This window comes from Bradyrhizobium sp. DN3 (assembly GCF_041357655.1).
Lineage (GTDB): Bacteria > Pseudomonadota > Alphaproteobacteria > Rhizobiales > Xanthobacteraceae > Bradyrhizobium.
This window is the reverse complement of the sequence record NZ_JAULLN010000007.1, coordinates 113834-131121: the sequence shown is the minus strand read 5'-3', so window position 1 is coordinate 131121 and position 17288 is coordinate 113834. Positions and strand designations below refer to the sequence as shown.

Annotated in this window: 11 protein-coding genes and 1 pseudogene; 7 read left to right on the top strand and 5 right to left on the bottom strand. The window is 58.0% G+C overall.

Annotated elements, in window-relative coordinates; all coding sequences use genetic code 11:
• Positions 1–24 precede the first annotated feature (24 nt).
• The gene (locus AAE027_RS12730) at positions 25–648 is read right to left on the bottom strand and encodes a DsbE family thiol:disulfide interchange protein (protein WP_370988348.1); all 624 of its coding nucleotides are present in this window, start codon (positions 646–648) and stop codon (positions 25–27) included.
• 153 nt (positions 649–801) lie between these two features.
• Complete coding sequence (locus tag AAE027_RS12725; protein WP_370988347.1) at positions 802–1575, bottom strand: heme ABC transporter permease; 774 nt, start codon at positions 1573–1575, stop codon at positions 802–804.
• 2034 nt (positions 1576–3609) lie between these two features.
• Here AAE027_RS12725 and AAE027_RS12720 point away from each other — a divergent pair.
• The 3 genes from AAE027_RS12720 to AAE027_RS12710 all read left to right on the top strand — a co-directional run bounded on the left by AAE027_RS12720 (position 3610) and on the right by AAE027_RS12710 (position 6744).
• On the top strand, positions 3610–4737 hold the full coding sequence (locus tag AAE027_RS12720; RefSeq protein WP_370988346.1) for a helix-turn-helix domain-containing protein: 1128 nt from the start codon (positions 3610–3612) through the stop codon (positions 4735–4737).
• A 613-nt stretch (positions 4738–5350) separates the two neighbouring features.
• On the top strand, positions 5351–6007 hold the full coding sequence (locus AAE027_RS12715; RefSeq protein ID WP_370988345.1) for a response regulator transcription factor: 657 nt from the start codon (positions 5351–5353) through the stop codon (positions 6005–6007).
• A 344-nt stretch (positions 6008–6351) separates the two neighbouring features.
• Entirely contained in the window at positions 6352–6744 is a 393-nt protein-coding gene (locus AAE027_RS12710; RefSeq protein ID WP_370988344.1) for a response regulator transcription factor, read from the top strand.
• Between the two features lie 44 nt (positions 6745–6788).
• Here the strand turns inward: AAE027_RS12710 and AAE027_RS12705 are convergent, their stop codons facing one another.
• The gene (locus tag AAE027_RS12705) at positions 6789–7391 is read right to left on the bottom strand and encodes a sulfite oxidase-like oxidoreductase (RefSeq protein ID WP_370988343.1); all 603 of its coding nucleotides are present in this window, start codon (positions 7389–7391) and stop codon (positions 6789–6791) included.
• A 188-nt stretch (positions 7392–7579) separates the two neighbouring features.
• A complete protein-coding gene (locus AAE027_RS12700) occupies positions 7580–8116 on the bottom strand; it encodes a PAS domain-containing protein (RefSeq protein ID WP_370988342.1) in 537 nt (178 codons plus the stop codon).
• Positions 8117–8447: 331 nt separating this feature from the next.
• Between AAE027_RS12700 and AAE027_RS12695 the strand changes: the two genes are divergently transcribed.
• Both AAE027_RS12695 and AAE027_RS12690 read left to right on the top strand, forming a co-directional pair.
• A complete protein-coding gene (locus AAE027_RS12695) occupies positions 8448–9452 on the top strand; it encodes a helix-turn-helix domain-containing protein (RefSeq protein WP_370988341.1) in 1005 nt (334 codons plus the stop codon).
• A gap of 223 nt (positions 9453–9675) precedes the next feature.
• Positions 9676–10083 (top strand): globin domain-containing protein, encoded by a 408-nt coding sequence (locus AAE027_RS12690; protein WP_370988340.1) that lies wholly within the window; start codon positions 9676–9678, stop codon positions 10081–10083.
• 112 nt (positions 10084–10195) lie between these two features.
• Here AAE027_RS12690 and AAE027_RS12685 read toward each other — a convergent pair.
• Positions 10196–10352 (bottom strand): annotated as a pseudogene (locus AAE027_RS12685) (IS5/IS1182 family transposase); the annotation flags it as partial.
• Positions 10353–10638: 286 nt separating this feature from the next.
• Between AAE027_RS12685 and AAE027_RS12680 the strand changes: the two are divergent.
• Both AAE027_RS12680 and AAE027_RS12675 read left to right on the top strand, forming a co-directional pair.
• Positions 10639–15327, top strand: coding sequence for a trifunctional serine/threonine-protein kinase/ATP-binding protein/sensor histidine kinase (locus tag AAE027_RS12680; protein ID WP_479714218.1), 4689 nt, complete (start codon positions 10639–10641; stop codon positions 15325–15327).
• An 841-nt stretch (positions 15328–16168) separates the two neighbouring features.
• Complete coding sequence (locus AAE027_RS12675; protein ID WP_370988338.1) at positions 16169–17245, top strand: LysR family transcriptional regulator; 1077 nt, start codon at positions 16169–16171, stop codon at positions 17243–17245.
• The last annotated feature ends 43 nt before the right edge of the window (positions 17246–17288 follow it).

Genomic DNA, 17288 nt, shown 5'->3' with positions numbered 1-17288 from the left:
GATGGAGAGCGTGGAATGCAGCCGTCATGGACGCTCAGCCTCGGCAATGGCGTCCATCAAACCAGGCCGGCTTGCGTCCGAGATGCCACCAACCAGCTTGTACACAATTGTGCCATCGCCCTTGATCACATACGTCTCGGGAACGCCATAGACACCGAAATCGATCCCCGTTCGGCCTGAGCGGTCAGTGCCGACCTGTGCGAACGGGTTGCCGTGAGCGGCAAGATAGGCCAGCGCATTTCTAGGATCGTCTTTGTAGACAATGCCGGACAGTTTCACACCCAGTCGCTGCAGCGTAGGGTCGCTTGCCAACTCCATCAGGGCAGGTTGTTCTTCCCGACACTCAACACACCATGATGCGAACACGTTCAAGATCGTCACGTGCCCTCTCCGCAAATCTGCGCTCGACAAGCCAGGTGGACCGGATGTTGAAAGCCCTTCGAGCGGCATCAGCGCAAATTGCGGTACTGACCTGCCGATCAGAGCAGAGGGCACGAGTGAGGGGTCACCGGCCCCGAGCCGCACTAAAAGCAGTGCCGCAATTCCGCAGAAGACCAAAAAAGGGATAACCACCCACAAGCGGGCCAGTGCGCTTCGGCGCGTCGACGCGCTCAATGATAGGTGAGTTGAGGCCTGGATGTTGCTCATGCGCGACCGCGCCGATCCGAGTGATCAAGAAGGCGAGCCAACGTACGGTGCTGAAGGCCATAGTCGATAAGCACGGCCACGATCATTCCCGCCAGGACGGTGCCCGTCACCAGAAATGCCGCCATTATGAATCCGTCATGCCGCAACATATGCTCAGGAACCTATTTCGGCCGTCAGCATGCGAGCCATCGCCGCTTCGCCATTAACGGCTCGCGTGATCGCAAGGCGCCTGGTTCGGCGTCGCATGATCTCGTTACGAACTGACATAACGTGGAGCGTCACGAACAAGAGCGTGTATGCGAGCGCCATAACGATCAGCGGCCAGAGCATCGAGCCAGCAATAGCCGAGCCCTCCATCCGGAACACCGATGCGGGTTGGTGAAGCGTGTTCCACCAATCGACCGAGAATTTCACAATCGGAATGTCGATAAGACCCACGAGGGTCATAATCGAAACTGCTCGTGCCGCCCTACTCGGGTCCTCGATTGTCTGCCAGAGCGCGATGATACCGAGATAAATGAGGAGTAGAACCAGCATGGAGGTGAGCCGTGCGTCCCAGACCCAATAGGTGCCCCACATTGGTTTGCCCCACAACGAGCCCGTGACAAGGCAGATGAAAGTAAAAGCTGCGCCGAGGGGCGCTGCCGCCTTTTGAGCCGCATCGGCGAGTGGATGACGCCATACCAAGGATCCGAACGCAGACACCGCCATGAATGTATAGGCAAGCATTGCGGTCCAGGCGGCGGGGACGTGGATGTACATGATTCGCGCTGTCTCACCTTGCTGGTAGTCGGAGGGCGCGTCGAACGTTCCAAATAGACCAATCGCGAAGGCGACTGCTGTCGAACCCCAAAGCAAAGGCAGCAGCTTTGCGGCGACGCGCACGAAATTGCCTGGGTTGCTGTAGGCGCTAAAGCTCTGCTTCAACTCTCGATCTCCTCGAAGCCAACCAGTAGGCGGGGAATCGCTCGCTTCCTAACGCGGCTCGCGTAGGGGCTCTGCTCTCATTTCGCCTGCAAAGCCGATGAGCATTGCATCACACGAGGCACGGGGTCGCAAATTACCCCCGGTTATCATTTCGATGCCCGAAGATCGGAGGTTAGACATTTCTATCGAGTGGTCCGCCTTAGTCCACCACGCGGATTTTGTGCGAAGTGGATTTAGCCACTCTGAGCCTCGGTGTTGTGTAGTCATCCAGCTGACAAGGAGGATGTGGATAGCGGGCGGAATCCGTGATCACCTGGAGAAACGGTCTCGCGTCTGACGCATGCATATCGTGTTAACGATCGAAGCATGCAGTAGCTATTCGCACTCTCGCTCGCGGCGCTCGACTCGGAGGGGCAGTTATGGCCAGGCGGATAGTCGAGTGCGGTAAAGCTGGCGGCTTGAGGCAGCAGAAGCGGTTCGTCGTGTGGAGCGCCTTAAGCTTACGTATAGGACCCTTGCTCCATTTGGATGACTGGTCCGTACTGGCGTTCAATTGAGCCGCCTATCGCGATCATCGTATGTATGAGGCCGCGATGGTCCTCCTCTCCCCCCGCCATCGCTGCCCACCTTGGGCGCCTCCCTAGACTTGGGCCGCTTGTGGCAACGCAGGCGGCCCTTCTTTTGCGTACTCTCATTCCGGATAGACCAGCGTTCGATTCAACCAATACCTCTGCACTGTCACTTGATACCTGCGCCCAATGGCGTCAATCACGCGCTCCGTGCTAGCTGTTGATACGGAATGAAACGCAACGGAACCGGCCCGCGAGAGGCAGTTGCAGGATAAGGTCGGCGGCGTAGCGCCCGACCGACCCTTCCCCTGACCGAAACGTGCTTCGCCGATCCCGCAAGCCCTTAGTTCGACGGTTCGCTGCGGAGAGCCGGCCATGAAAAACATCGTGGATCTCCTAATCTGGTTTTGGCGAGGGAGCCCGCCCGCGCCCAACACACAACTTGGGGCTATGGCCGAAAATCGAGACCAATCCAGCATGGCCGATTTTGTCCGCATCTTGCAGGCCTACGATCAAGACCAGTACGGAGGGACTTAGGGGTGTCCGCGTAGCAATCGGTTTCGCGGGTCTCAGGGGCCGGGATAGAAAATGCGGGCCACGGGGAGCGCTATCAAGCGGTACGTTTCTAAACGGCCATCGCGGTACCAGTGCATCCTTCGAGAATCGGCCACGCATCTTCAAAATCAAACCCGTGACCGAACTCGTGAGAACTATCTCGCACCAATCACGATAAGCGCATAGTGGCCTATGATGTTGTGACCGCGAAGATTAGGTACGCATTTCGATTGCACTCGCCACAAAGTCGCAAGCTCGGGCGGACGCGATGATCTACCACCTCCGAACGACTAATTTGCCGCGTCTGACGAGTTTGCTCGGCGACTGCATAGTTTGCCTCCGAGTAGGGCGTACGGAATTATTGATTTGCTACAGGCCTGACTAGCCGGCGCGGCAAACTAGAGCTGCACCAAAATTGGGTCCAGGCCAAACAATAGGCGCTTGAAGAACAGTCGTTCCAGGTTAGGACCCGCCGCCCGGTATTTCTGGTCTTGTTTCTTCTCCGTAGCATGCGCGGGATCCTGAGGGACATCCAACCAACTCGGCGGCGCGCACGACGGTTCAGGACTCCGAGTTGGCCATGTGAAGCTCCGCGTGAATTAAGTCGAAGCCTGGATATACGAAAGTCGCAGCTCGGCTCCGCGAAAGTTTATCCCCGTTTGGCCCTTCCTGTCAGACGCGCAAATGCGAGTGCAATTGAGGACCAAGGTATCACACGGCATGCTCACCTCGACCCGTTCGTCGCGAATTCGGGCGAAGAAAGCCGGCGCTCCGGCCTAGTGCCCACGCAGAAACACCGCGACAATGGAATTAAAGAGTCCTGAATAGGCACCCGGAGGTCGACCCCATGTGTCTAGCAAATGACGGTCAGTTGACAGCACGAACCCACTTTGAGCGAACAGGAGAAGCCATGCCAGAAGGCCCCCTTCTACTTCCGACCTCCAAACTGGGAGCCGAACTCCACCAAGTCCGTTTACGGAGGAATTCGACGACGCTACGCCGTTCGCCGCGTGGCCCTGACGATCTGCAACAGCTTTCAAGATCGCACGCGTTGCTCCCGATAACCCCGTCCCGAAACTTTGAAGGCGACCATGACTGCTCCATTTTTGATACAATTCGCCAATCAGATGGTCACCTCGTGGCGGACGTGATCCATCCTGTCGTTGAAATCTCTCCTTCCGACACTGTGGCACGCTTGAAGGTAAATGGGCATGGCATGACGGCCGAATCATTGCGATTCACCGGACGAGGTAGAATCCAGAATCATTTTCGGGCTCCAGTCCATATGCTCGTGATGTACGAGAAGGGAGAGCGCAGTGAAGGAGAGACATTCGTGGAAGGTCTGCCGCGATCTGCGCTCCGAAACCTCGAGCGGAAACTGACATTCGTGCCGGCTGGCCGCGAATTTCACGATTGGCACGAGCTGCGCGGGTCGCAGATGCGGCTCATGTACTTCTACTTCGAACCTGCGAACCTGAAGGCTCTTTCTAAGCGTGGCATCACCGACCTACCGAGCGCTCCACGTATACTATTTGAAGACGAAACGCTCTGGCACACCGCGCTCAAGCTGAAGACGTTCGTCGAGAGCCGTGCAGGAGACCCGATGTACTTCGGGAGTCTCGGTACGCTGCTCATACATGAAATCGTGCGTTTCACTTGCGGGATGCCCAGCATTCAACCTCAACTCCAAGGCGGCCTTGCACCGTGGCAGCAACGACTCGTCAGCGCCTATATCCAGGAACATCTCAATGAGCGGATACCGATTGGCACGTTGGCGCAGCTCGTTCGTCTGAGCCCATATCATTTCTGCAGGCTATTCAAGCAATCTCTCGGACTGCCGCCACATCGGTACCAAACTAAGCATCGTGTTGAGCACGCCAAGTTGCTGCTGGCAAAACGAGCGGGCTCGATGACGGAAATCGGTCTAGCGGTAGGCTTCAGCAGTCGTAGCGCGTTTGCCACGGCGTTCCGGAAGGCGACGGGAATTGCCCCCGCGGATTACCGCCGAAGCGTGGCTCCTCCTTTGACATATGAATGACCTGCGACGTCGCGACCAAGTTTGCTATTCGGAAGGTGGAGGCATCTCGGCCTCTCATTGCGTTGACGCGGTCTGGCTTTCGGCGCCTTACGAACGCAGCTCACAAGCGGGAAGAAGACCTGCATCTACGAGTGATGGCCTAGCAGCATCCGTTCGCGCGACCGTAACGATGAGCACGGTATCGCACGTAAACGGATCATTTCGGTCTTAATCCGCCGAACCAGTTAACACGCTGCAAATCGGGAGACCTGCCGTACTCATGCTCCCCCATAGCCCACCAGCAACCGGCTAAGAGCCGGAAGACTCGTGGCGAACAGAACGCAGAAATCCCGCCGGAGCTCAGCAAAGCGACCGAAAGCTGAAGCGGCGCAAAGGGGACGGCCCCGCCCAAACGCCACCGAGTGATCCCGGGTTCCCTAAATCCGTCGCTGCTAATTGGAGCGTGAAGGTGAGCTGACATTTCAGCGGGCGTACAACATAGAGGTGGTGAGGACATCAAGCTGGCGAACTTCTCGTGGCCCACGAACCATGGCGTTCCACGCTGGAACCCCTCTCATGTGTTGAACGGCCTTGGTGGAGATGATATTTTTACACGAAGTTGGGAGAGTATCTCGTGGCGCAGCATTCTATTCAAAAGCGTGCAGTAGCCGAGGAGCCAACTATAGCCGTCGTTGACGATGACAGGGACTTCCGCGACTCACTCGGAGATCTGTTCAACTCGGTCGGCTTCAAGGTAAAGTTGTTTGGGTCGGCCGCGGAGCTGCTCGAAGGCGAGTTATTACCCGACGTGGTGAGCTGCCTTGTACTTGACGTTAGATTGCCGGGCTTGGGCGGTCTCGACTTCCAAACCGAGCTGTCGAAAATGAACGCTTCCATTCCCATCATCTTCATGACCGGCCACGGCGACATTCCGATGTCGGTTAAGGCGATGAAGGCAGGCGCTGTCGATTTTCTGACGAAGCCGTTCCGCGATCAGGACATGCTGGATGCGGTGACGATCGCACTGGAGCGCGATCGGACGCGGCGAAAGGTCGAGCAGCGGCTTACGGACCTGAAATCGCGTCTCGAACGTTTAAGCCAGCGCGAGCGAGAGGTGCTGGCTCTCGTGACCTCTGGCTTAAAGAACAAGCAGATCGCTTTCCAGCTAGGCGTAGCTGAGATCACTGTGAAGGCGCACCGCGGCCACGTGATGCAGAAGATGGGTGCGCAATCGCTAGCCGAGCTTGTCAGAATAGCGGAGACGCTCGGTATAAAGTCGCCACGGTCCTAATCGCTTCGTGGTGGCTCCATCAGCGAAAATTGCTTAGGCGCAAACCAACTGATGCTCTTGACGGTGCCGGAAGCGCCCGCTGCCGCGTCGAGCGCAATGACCTGGCATCAGCGCACGCGTTCGGAAGTGGCCCAAATCGGGTTGACCTATTCAGAAGTTCTGGATCAATTATTCCAAAGTATAGCATCGATTATTCCGAGGTCTGGCATCGCCCGTCCACAATATAATCGCGGGTCCAAACGCTTGTCGTTATAGTACGATGATTGGATAGCCGCGCGGTGCGCTTCTTGAGATACGGAACGCGAAATGCGGCGGTCCGCGTCCCCAGCATAGAAGGCGGGGATATGTCTAGCGAGATTCAGATTTCGATCATCGATGATGATGAGCAATCTCGCGAGGCGTTAGCGGGTCTCATGCAGGCAGTGGGCTTCACGACCGAGGTCTTTGCATCCGCAATGGATTTCTTGGCATCTCCTAATGTCCGCCATACCTCCTGTTTGATCGTTGATGTCCACATGCCGCGCATGACTGGGCCTGAATTGCATAGCCGCTTGGTAGGATCTGGTTATGACATACCAACAATTCTGATCACGGCTTACCCCGATGAGAGCGCGCGAACTCGAGTTCTGGGTCAGGGCGTCGTTGGCTATCTGACCAAGCCCATCGACGAAGAGGTTCTGCTCGGATGCGTCCAATCGGCTCTGCAGCGCGCAAAATCGGATGAAAACCCATCATGACCGCGAATCAGCTGCCGGCGCTCGGCCAGGTTCGGTCCCGAGTTTCAGCTCGAAGATCGTTGCTCTTTGAATGGGTCGCCGTGGATGTGATATCCGTTAAATTCCCATAAGCCCGGCGATTCGCGATCCAAAAACTCGATCCCGCGTACCCACTTCACGCTCTTATACGCATAGAGGTTTGGCACCACGAGGCGCAGCGGGTAGCCATGCTCGGCCGTAAGGAGTTCGCCGTTATGCCGCAGGGCGAAGATCGTCGTCGGGCGCAGAAAATCCGAGATTGGCAGGTTTGCCGTGTGGTTATTCTCGCCATGGACCATCACATGCCGCGCCTCTGGCCGCAGCTTCACTCGCTTCATTAATTCTGTGGCGAGCAATCCCCCCCAATGGTTGTCGAACCGACTCCAGTGCACAACGCAGTGCATGTCCGCAAATACTTCGCTCTGCGGCAGATTGGAGAGTTCTTCCCACGAAAGCCGCAGCTGCTCCTCTACCAGGCCGAACACTCGAAAATCCCACGTCCTGGGGCGAAAGACCGGCACCGGGCCCACATGCTTCACCGGCCACTCGAGCGTAAGCGACTGTCCTGGGGGCAGCCGCCCAGCGGCACGCAACTCGCGCTCTCGTTCACGTCGCTCGTTCGATCGCATAGCTAGCTCCATCGCAAAAGAATGGCGCGCGCAAAAGCACCGCGCGCCCTAGTTAGCGTAGCTTGTAATTTCCAGGGCCCGAAAACGTGGTCAGCCGGGTGCGGCGGACAAACATTGAGCTTCTGGTGCGCCACATGCCGAGAAGGTCCCTATGAAGAACTACGGAACCCGAAGCGGCGAAGGGAGCCTCACTGCTCCTCCCCCTCACCGATCTCGGAATCGGAATTATTTGCAGACTCGGAGAGTAAGCCAGGGACAGTCTTGCTGGTATTGTGACGGAAAATGTTGACGGCTCCGATCACTTCGTCGTCGTTGTCACGAATCGGAAAGACATTAACGAGCGCCAGGAGACGATTGCCGTTGGGATGCTCGCAAATCACATCGGCGTTGCGAACGGTGGCGCCGTTGTTGATCACCACGGATGGTGGTGCAAGTTCGTGCGGCATCACTTCTCCTGAAGGGTAACGCAGAAGGTGTGACCCGCAATACTTCTCCGAGGCTCCCAGAGACGGCGTGCGTCCCCAACCCGCGATTGCAGCTTTGTTGCACTTGACGACAGTGGCATCCTTTTCGAGAACGTATATCCCTACTGGGATAGAATCCATTGCCGCTTGGTCTGCAAGAATTCCTTTTGTGACGAGGTGCCCGTCGACGACTTCTCCTCGGAAGTCGATTTTGTCGAAGTCGCCATCCAAAATCATCGTGCTTGTTGCGTTGGTTGTCATTTTCAACCTCCTTTGCGTACCCACATTGTTCATAGGACCTATTCGGCCTTACACTCGAATTTGAGTAAGCATAGTCTCGCAAGTCACTACCGTCGTCTCACCGTGCGCCGCACGATGTCTCATTTTGCGCCGATCGCCATTCGGTTGTTGTTCGGTTAAGGCCGCGGAGAGGCGGGTGCGGTGATCAGCTCGCCCGCTGGAATCGAGACGCAAGGGAACTCTTCACATCCGGCTTAAAAAGTGGCAGCCCCAAAGTCTGGCACTCTCGCTTTGCCCATGTAACCGGTCTAAGGTTAGGTTCCAAGGCATTTGGTCGGCCCACGGGATGGTCATGCAAGTCCATTTTTCCACGGACCATATTGCGCCGCGCGACCGCGTGAGGTTCTGGTGCGACTATTTCGCGAAGCAGGCCCATAGCATCACGCCGGGCGAGATTCCGGATCCTGCTGCCTTTCGCGCGGAAGCGAGTGGATCGATTGCAGGTGAATTTGCGCTGCTGGAGATAAGTTCGGGACTTGAGAGGGTCCAACGGACGGCGGCCGACGTTGCCAGGGACAAGATCGAAGCGTTCTTCGTCCGCCGATTTCACGCGCCGGTCATCTGGAGGGCCGCGGCACGCAGCACGCCAGTCGACCTGATTCATGAGCCCGGTGATTTCTGCATAAGCTCGACCGAATGGCAATTCAACGCGGAATGGAAAGGCCCAGAGTCGTTCGACATGCTGATCATCCCGTGGGCTGCACTCTCGCCGATTATAACCGGGGGCCGACTGGAACGCCCGTTTCGGTTGGCCGGTGCCTCGCCGCTCGGCTCGCTGCTCGGCGCAGCCATTGATGCGGTGAAGGCGCAAGCCCCGCTGCTCTCCAACGAACACGGTGAAGCCGTGCTGCGCAATCTCTGCGGTCTCGTGGCACTGAGCTGTAACATCTCCAACGAAGGCATCAATCGGGGGCGGGATTCGCTACAATCGGCGCGGCTCGCGGCCGCCAAGCGTTACGTCGACCTGCATCTCGCCGATCCTTCCCTGACCGCCGCCAGCGCCGCGGCCGCGCTCGGCATCTCGGCGCGCCAGTTGCATCGCCTGTTCGAGGCAAACAATATCAGTTTCGCCCGATACGTTTCGCGCGAGCGACTGCTCCGGTGCCGCGACGCCGTCGCCGACGCGACGGGAACCGGCCGATCGGTGATCGATATAGCTTTTGGCTGGGGGTTCAACAGTATGGCGACGTTTTATCGCGCGTTCGCAAGCGAATTCGGTAGCCCGCCCACCATGCTGCGTGCGGCATCGCAAGGACGACTGAATGGCCAGCGCACGACAGGAAAGGACACATCGTGAATGCTCGGGGCGATCTCCCGCTTGGCGCTAAATGAGACGTTGCTTGGCGCTAAATGAGACGACCTCGCAACTGCTTCCGTGTGAATGACCCACGGAAATCGCGCGCCAATGAGATGCGTCAGGTTGCACGACGCTTCTATGCGCCTGAGGTGTCGCATCCGATTGCTATCATGTGTCGCGCGCAGCCGAGTGAGCCGCGCCCGCACGCAAAGGAAATGACATCGTGGATGCTGTGCAGCAGGAGCTTGTTCAGACCACCTTCGCCCGGCTGGCGGTTATGCCTGAGGTCACCGGGGCGTTGTTCTACGAGCGACTATTCGCCACCAATCCGAATTTCCGGCCGCTATTCAGAAACAACATGCGTATTCAGGGCGTCAAGCTAATGACCATGCTCGCTATGGTCGTCTACAATCTACCCGCGCCGGATCAACTTTCGCCCGCGATCCATGACCTTGCCGTCCGCCATGTCGAGTACGGGGTTAAGCTCGCGGACTACGACGCGATGCGGGAAGCGTTGCTCTGGACCCTCGAACAGGCGCTTGGAGAGGATCTCACGCCCGCCGTTCGTGAGGCGTGGACGGTCTGCTACGATGAACTCGCGGGTGAAATGAAGGCGGCGGCCGGCGTCTGATTTACGATCTCCCGCCTGGCACTAAGCGCCTTTTTTCCTCTCTGGAAGCGGTGATCCCGATATGTCCGTTCCGGGTCTTGGTTGTGTGCAAACGGATAGGATCGGCGCGCGGCCGTTGTCGGCCGACGTTTATGACCTTGTGCGTAACTATCAGATGGTGTCGTGGTGTCCACCGCGACCTGGACATTATAGCCGACGACACCCGATCCGCGTCCGCTGGTGGCCATCGAACGGGCATCCGGATCGGTCAGCGATATCTGTTGATCCGGCTATTGCGCATCGTACGCATACGACGAAGACCGCCTGATTGACGCGTGCGCGCGAGAGCCGGGTAGCGCTATGATAGCGCTACGTGAACGTTAGGCAGCTTGCTGAAGTGGTGATGCTGTGGCAACAAGAATGTCACCTATCCCGGGGCTCTCGGGGTACGTGCTGGCGCCCCTGCGGGAAAGCGCGGACTTTACCCTTTACCGCGGCCGAAAGCACGACGCCCCCTCGCCGGTCCTAGCGATCGCACTCTTCGAACAGCCGTCGCCTCAGAGCATCGGGCGGCTCATGCACGAATACTCGCTCGGAGCCGAACTCGATCCCGCGTGGGCTGCCAAGCCTCTGGCCATTGCTCGTCACGAAGGGCGGATGATCCTCTTACTCAAGGACCCTGGCGGTCAGCCGCTGGATCGGATTCTTGAGCGTGACCAGGGGCAACCGCTCGACCTGACTCGTTTCCTTCGCACCGCTATTGGGTTGGCAAGAACACTCGGTCAAGTCCATCAGCAGGGCTTCATACATAAGGATATCAAGCCTGCGAATGTCCTCGTCGACGACACCGGCAACGCGTGGCTCACGGGATTCGGGATTGCCTCCAAACTTACGCGCGAGCGCCAGTCGCCCGAACCTCCAGAGTTCATCGCGGGAACGCTCGCCTACATGGCGCCCGAGCAGACGGGACGAATGAACCGTTCGGTCGATTCTCGGAGCGACCTTTACTCGCTTGGGGTGACCTTTTACGAGATGCTGACCGGGAGTCTTCCATTCACGGCCTCCGACCCGATGGAATGGGTGCACTGTCACATCGCGAAACAACCAGCAGCACCGAGCGAGCGCGTAGGAACCGTACCGGCCTCGGTGTCCGCGATCACGATGAAGTTGCTCTCCAAGACGGCGGAGGAGAGGTATCAGACAGCGGCGGGAGTTGAGAGCGATCTTCGGCGCTGCCTGTCCCAATGGGAGTCCCAGGGGTGGATCGATGACTTCACTCCTGGCGCTCACGACACCCCAGATCGCCTTATGATCCCCGAGAAGCTGTACGGGAGGGACCGCGAGGTTGACGCTCTGCTGACCGCCTTCGACCGCATCGTAGGCGGTGGCCGTGTAGAACTGGTGCTGGTCTCCGGATATTCCGGCATCGGCAAATCCGCAGTCGTCAATGAGCTACACAAACCACTCGTGCCGCCACGCGGCTTGTTTGCATCAGGCAAGTCCGACCAGTACAAGCGCGACATTCCCCATGCCTCGTTGGCCCAGGCGTTTCAGAGCCTCGTCCGGCGGCTCCTCAGCCAGAACGAGGAAGACCTGCGCAAATGGCAGGACGCACTTCGTGAGGCGCTGGGTCCCAACGGACTGCTCCTCGTCGATCTGGTCCCGGAATTGAGGCATGTCATTGGCGAACAGCCGCCAGTGCCCGAATTGCCGCCGCAGGAAGCGCAGAGACGTTTTCAGATCGTATTTCGACGGTTCATCGGCGTATTTGCGCGACCCGAACATCCGCTCGCGCTCTTCCTCGATGACATGCAATGGCTAGATGTCGCCACACTCGACCTCCTCGAAGACCTGTTGACCCGCAACGATTTTCAGCACTTGCTGCTCATTGGTGCGTACCGGGACAACGAGGTCAATGCCACCCACCCGCTCGTGCGTAAGCTGGAAGCGATCCGTCAGGCCGGAGCGGCAGTGCAGGACATCGTTCTCACACCACTCAGTCGCGACGATCTAGGCAAACTGATTGTGGACTCCCTTCACTGCCAACTGGAGCGCGGCGCCCCATTGGCAGACTTGATCCACGAAAAGACCTCGGGCAACCCGTTCTTCGCAATCCAGTTCATTTCTACTCTGGCGGACGATGGCCTACTGAAGTTCGATTATCGCGAGCGCCGTTGGGTATGGGACCTGCTTCGCATTCGTGACAAAGGCTTTACGGACAATGTTGTAGAGCTGATGGTCGAGAAGTTGAAGCGCCTTCCGCCAGAAACCCAGAAGGTACTCCAGCAGTTCGCCTGCATGGGCAACAGTGCAGAGTTCGAAATGCTGCGGATTGGGTATCAGGGCTCAATCGAGCACATCCACGACCATCTCTGGGAAGCCGTGCGATTGGGCCTCATCTTCCGTGCGGACAATTCCTACCGTTTCCTGCACGACCGCGTGCAGGAAGCCGCCTACTCGCTAATTCCGAAGGAGCTGCGTGCCGAGGCTCACCTGCGCATCGGAATGCTCCTCGCCGAGCACACGCCCGCTGAAAAACGTGAGGAGGCGATATTTGAGATCGTCAATCAACTCAACCGGGGCTCCCATCTCATCACCTTAGTCGAGGATCGCGAGCGCGTCGCGGAACTTAATCTGATCGCCGGCCGGCGCGCGAAGCTCTCGACAGCATACGACTCGGCGCTCAAGTATCTCAGAGCCGGCAGAGCCCTTCTTGAAGAAGAGACTTGGAAACGTAATCACCAGCTCATCTTCTCGATCGAGTATCTGACAGCCGAGTGCGAGTTGCTCACTGTCACGGTTTGCCTCGCCGCCGGGGATCCACTCGCCGAAGTGCAAAAGGAATGCGAGAACGGCCTGGCATCCGCTAGGCGGGCGCGCTTCGGCCTAGCCATCGAGCGCTGCGAAGCACAACTCGGTTTGATCCTCACCTTGCGCGGGCTGACCGCAACTTTCGGATGCCTGGATCACGAGGGATACAGTGAAATCGATACCGAACGCCGCTTAGCCAAGAGCCCCGACTTGGTGCTCGCCGAGTTCTATTACTGGACGCGAAAGCTGCAGGCGCACTTTTTCGCCGGAGACCTTGCGTCGGCGGTTGACGCCTCGCTACACGCCGAACCGCTGCTTTGGACGTCGGCGGCAATGTTCGAGTCAGCGGAGTATCGACTCTATGGCGCGCTGGCGCATGCGGCGGTCTGTGATCGCGCTACACCGGAGGAGAAACCGAGGCATTTCGATTCTGTGCTGGACCACTACCGGGAGCTCCAAATGTGGACGGAGGCCAACCCCGAAACCTTCGAAGATCGCGCCACGTTGGTCGGCGCCGAAATCGCCCGCCTTGAGGGCCGGGTGCAGAACGCTCAGGAGCTGTACGACAAGGCCATCCACGAGGCTCACAAACACGGCTTCGTGCACAACCAGGCAATTGCCAACGAGATTGCCGGGCGCTTCTACGCAGAGCGCGGTTACGAGAAGATCGCCGCGACCTATTTGCGGGCCGCGCGCACCTGCTACCTGCGCTGGGGAGCCGACGGAAAGGTCCGCCAACTTGAGGAGCTTTATCCGCACCTCAACGTGGACAAGTCGATCCCGGATTCCGCGGCGACGATAGTGACACCCGTCGAGCAGCTCGACTTGACTACCGTACTCAGAGTGTCGGAAGCAGTGTCAGGCGAGATCGTCTTCGAGAAGTTAATCAACACGCTCATGAGTTCGGCAATCGAACACGCGGGCGCCGATCGAGGTCTCTTGATACTTTCGAGAGACGACAAATATCAAATTGAAGCAGAAGCCACGACCAGCGGTGACAACGTGAACGTGGTCCTGAAACAGGCACGCGTCACCGCCGCTGATCTACCGGAGTCTGTGTTTCACTACGTCCTTCGGGCAAAAGAAAGCGTCCTCCTGCACGATGCATCCAGTCCGAGCTCGTTTTCAGCGGATGCCTATATTCGCGACCATCGCTCGCGGTCAGTGCTCTGCCTTCCGATACTTAAGCAGACCAGGTTGATTGGAATGCTGTACTTGGAGAACAACTTTGCGACTGACGCGTTTACTCCTGCTCGAATGGTGGTCCTCACACTGCTCGCTTCCCAGGCGGCTATCTCAATAGAGAATGCCAGCCTGTACCGCGAGCTAGCCGAGCGGGAGGCCAGGATCCGACGGCTAGTGGACGCCAACATCATCGGCATCTTCGTCTGGGATCGTGACGATCGGATCATCGATGCCAACGACGCTTTTCTCCGCATCGTCGGATACGACCGCGACGATCTCGTCTCCGGTCGACTGCGCTGGCGGGATCTGACGCCCACCGAATGGCGCGATGCCGACGACCGACGCGTGGCTGAGCTGGAGGCGACTGGAACCGTGCAACCCTATGAGAAGGAGTTCTTCCTGAAAAACGGCAGCCGAGTGCCGGTGCTGGTCGGGGCAGCGACGTTCGGCGGGCGACACGACCAGGGCGTTGCCTTCGTGGTAGACTTAACGCAGCGCAAGCGGGCAGAGGAGGAAATTCGCGAAAGCGAGCGGCGCTACGGCGAGGTGCAGATGGAGCTCGTGCACGCGAATCGAGTCGCAACAATGGGGCAGCTCTCTGCTTCGATTGCTCATGAAGTCAACCAGCCGATCGGCGCGACGCTCAACAATGCCTCAGCGGCGTTGCACTGGCTAAGCAAAGAACCGGCAGATCTGGAGAAAGCTCGTCAGGCTCTCAACCGGATCTTTGCAAACGGCAATCGCGTCAGCGAGGTCGTCGGCCGGATGCGCGCGCTTTTCAAAAAAGCACCTCTCCGGAAAGAAGAAGTGGACATCAACGGAGCAATCCTCGAGGTCATCGCGCTGACCCGTGGTGAAGTCGAGAAGAATGGCATTGTGGTGCGGTCACACCTCGTGGACGGCTTGCCGCTCATTCAAGGAGATCGGGTCCAGGTGCAACAAGTGATTATGAACCTGATCATCAACGCGATCGAAGCCTTGAGCTCGATCTGTGAGGGGGCGCGAGAATTGGTGATTACCACCGATAAGAGCGAGCCGGATGGCGTTCTTGTCGAGGTGCGGGATTCAGGTCCAGGCCTGAGCTCAGCGGATCTTGAGCGCGTCTTTGACGCCTTCAATACGACAAAGCCCGGAGGCTTGGGGATGGGTCTGTCGATCTGCCGCACCATCATCGAAGCGCACGGGGGACGACTGTGGGCCACGGCCGCCGAACCTCGGGGAGCAACTTTTCGATTCACGTTGCCCGCGCAGTCAAATCGAGCCGCGTGAATCGAATATCCTACATCGAGCCAACAGCGGAGCGAATGTCTATCGACCGTGCGAATCTTGGTGTCTTTCGGCTTTGGCGATTTCAAGCACGTCCCCGTCGCTCAGGTGACAGAGCTGCACCAGTTATGAGTTCGCCCGTTGAGTCGCCTTGATGCAATGACAGATGGCGACCCCGGGGTGGCAAGCGCGCTTTAGTTGCTAATCCAAAAAAGGCCAATCAACTAACCAAGGGCGACCTGTGCAATTTGTTCTCACTTGTAGGCCGCGGCTGACTTTTAAGCCAACTTAGATTGATAGGTGATCGAGACCACGGAGCTGCCGGGCAGGCCAGAGACGAAGCGGAACTACTCACTCGATAAATCCGCAAGAATGAGAACGCCGCAACAAGAACCGAGCTTACCGTCACGCGCAATCTGCTCTATCTCTCGCGAGACATCAGGACAGCAGCGTCACGGATAACCAGGATGCGAACCTTATTCCCAGCGTCAACTGTATTGCCCACCGGGGTCGAAGTGACCGTGAGGGATACTAAACGCTGCGCCCATAACGTCGACATCCAAGGTCGCTATCGGCATATCGAGATCGGATCGACGCAATGCAAGCTTCATGATCCGGGGTTTTTTCCGGACCCTCGAATTGAGCTGATGTTATCCTCCGCGGCCTTAGCAGGAAAGAGCGTCGGTAAGAGAACTTTTCGCACCAGGGATATCGAGAGCTCCGGGCCGATGCACAGATCCCATTTCGTCGGAAACTCCACGACCATTCCTTTTGCCATCGCCCCTGCTTCCCATGGCGACGACCTGAAATGGTCCGGAGCATGGCAAATCTCTCGAGTGTGAGCATGCATCTGCAGTTCCATCAGGTGCGATACTTCTTGGCCCTCGCAAGGACGCTCAATTTTACGCAAGCGGCAAAGCAATGCAATGTGACTCAGCCGGCACTGACAAAGGCGGTTCACAAGCTGGAGGAAGAGCTCGGCGGAGCGCTGATTCACCGTGAACGTCGTTTCACCCAACTCACCGAGTTGGGCAAGATGATTTTGCCCACACTCGAGCAAGTATTTGCCGCCGCGGAGGCGGTGCGGCTTCAGGCGCGAAGCTATCAAAAGAAGACAATCGCCAGGCTCAAAATAGGACTGTCGCCGTCAATCTCGGCCGCACTCATTACGGAATTGCTCAGGGAGCTCACCACGACCATCCCTGACCTACGTCTCGATCTGCGCGAAGCCGATGCCAACGGGCTCGTTACGATGCTCTTGGATGGCGAAATCAATGCGGCACTCGTCGGCGACGCTGTGGAGCTGCCTGAGCGCATCGATCGCTGGCCGCTGTTCGAAGAGCGGTACATGCTCGTTCTTCCTCGGGAACATGTAATGGCGAGGAAATCCGTCATCCCGCTACACGACTTGCACGAGTTGATTTTTCTCGAAAGGGTCGGATGCGATGTCGCAAGTAGATTCGTGCAAGCTTGTCTTCTCGACCATCAAGGTCCAAAAATTGTGCACAGCAGCGATCAGGAAAAGCATCTTCAGCAAATGGCATCCGCCGGTTTTGGAGCCATCCTAGCCCCAGAGCACGCCCCCAGGCTGCCATCGCTCGCCGCTATTCCGATTGAGGGCGATCCCGTCCGGTGCGAGGTGCAGCTCTTGGCTGTGGCGGGGAGGCGGTATTCGCCAGCGCTTGACGCCTTCATCAAGATTGCCCGTGCTCGCGATTGGACGGGTGTGCTGGACACAATCCGCAACGCATCTGCACCTGCCTCGAACAACGACAACATTCGCAAGCCCGACGCACAAGCTGCAAGCTCCCTGTTTGAGTCACGGCTCCGAGCCGATCGCTCACGAGATCCTCGGATAATTGGGAGCGAAGATCGGGAAGCACGGAAAGTCCCGCAACCTCACTCAGTCGACCGGCGGTGACTACTCGCGAGAAACGAGCTAGCTGGGCTAGTGTGTCCCCTCC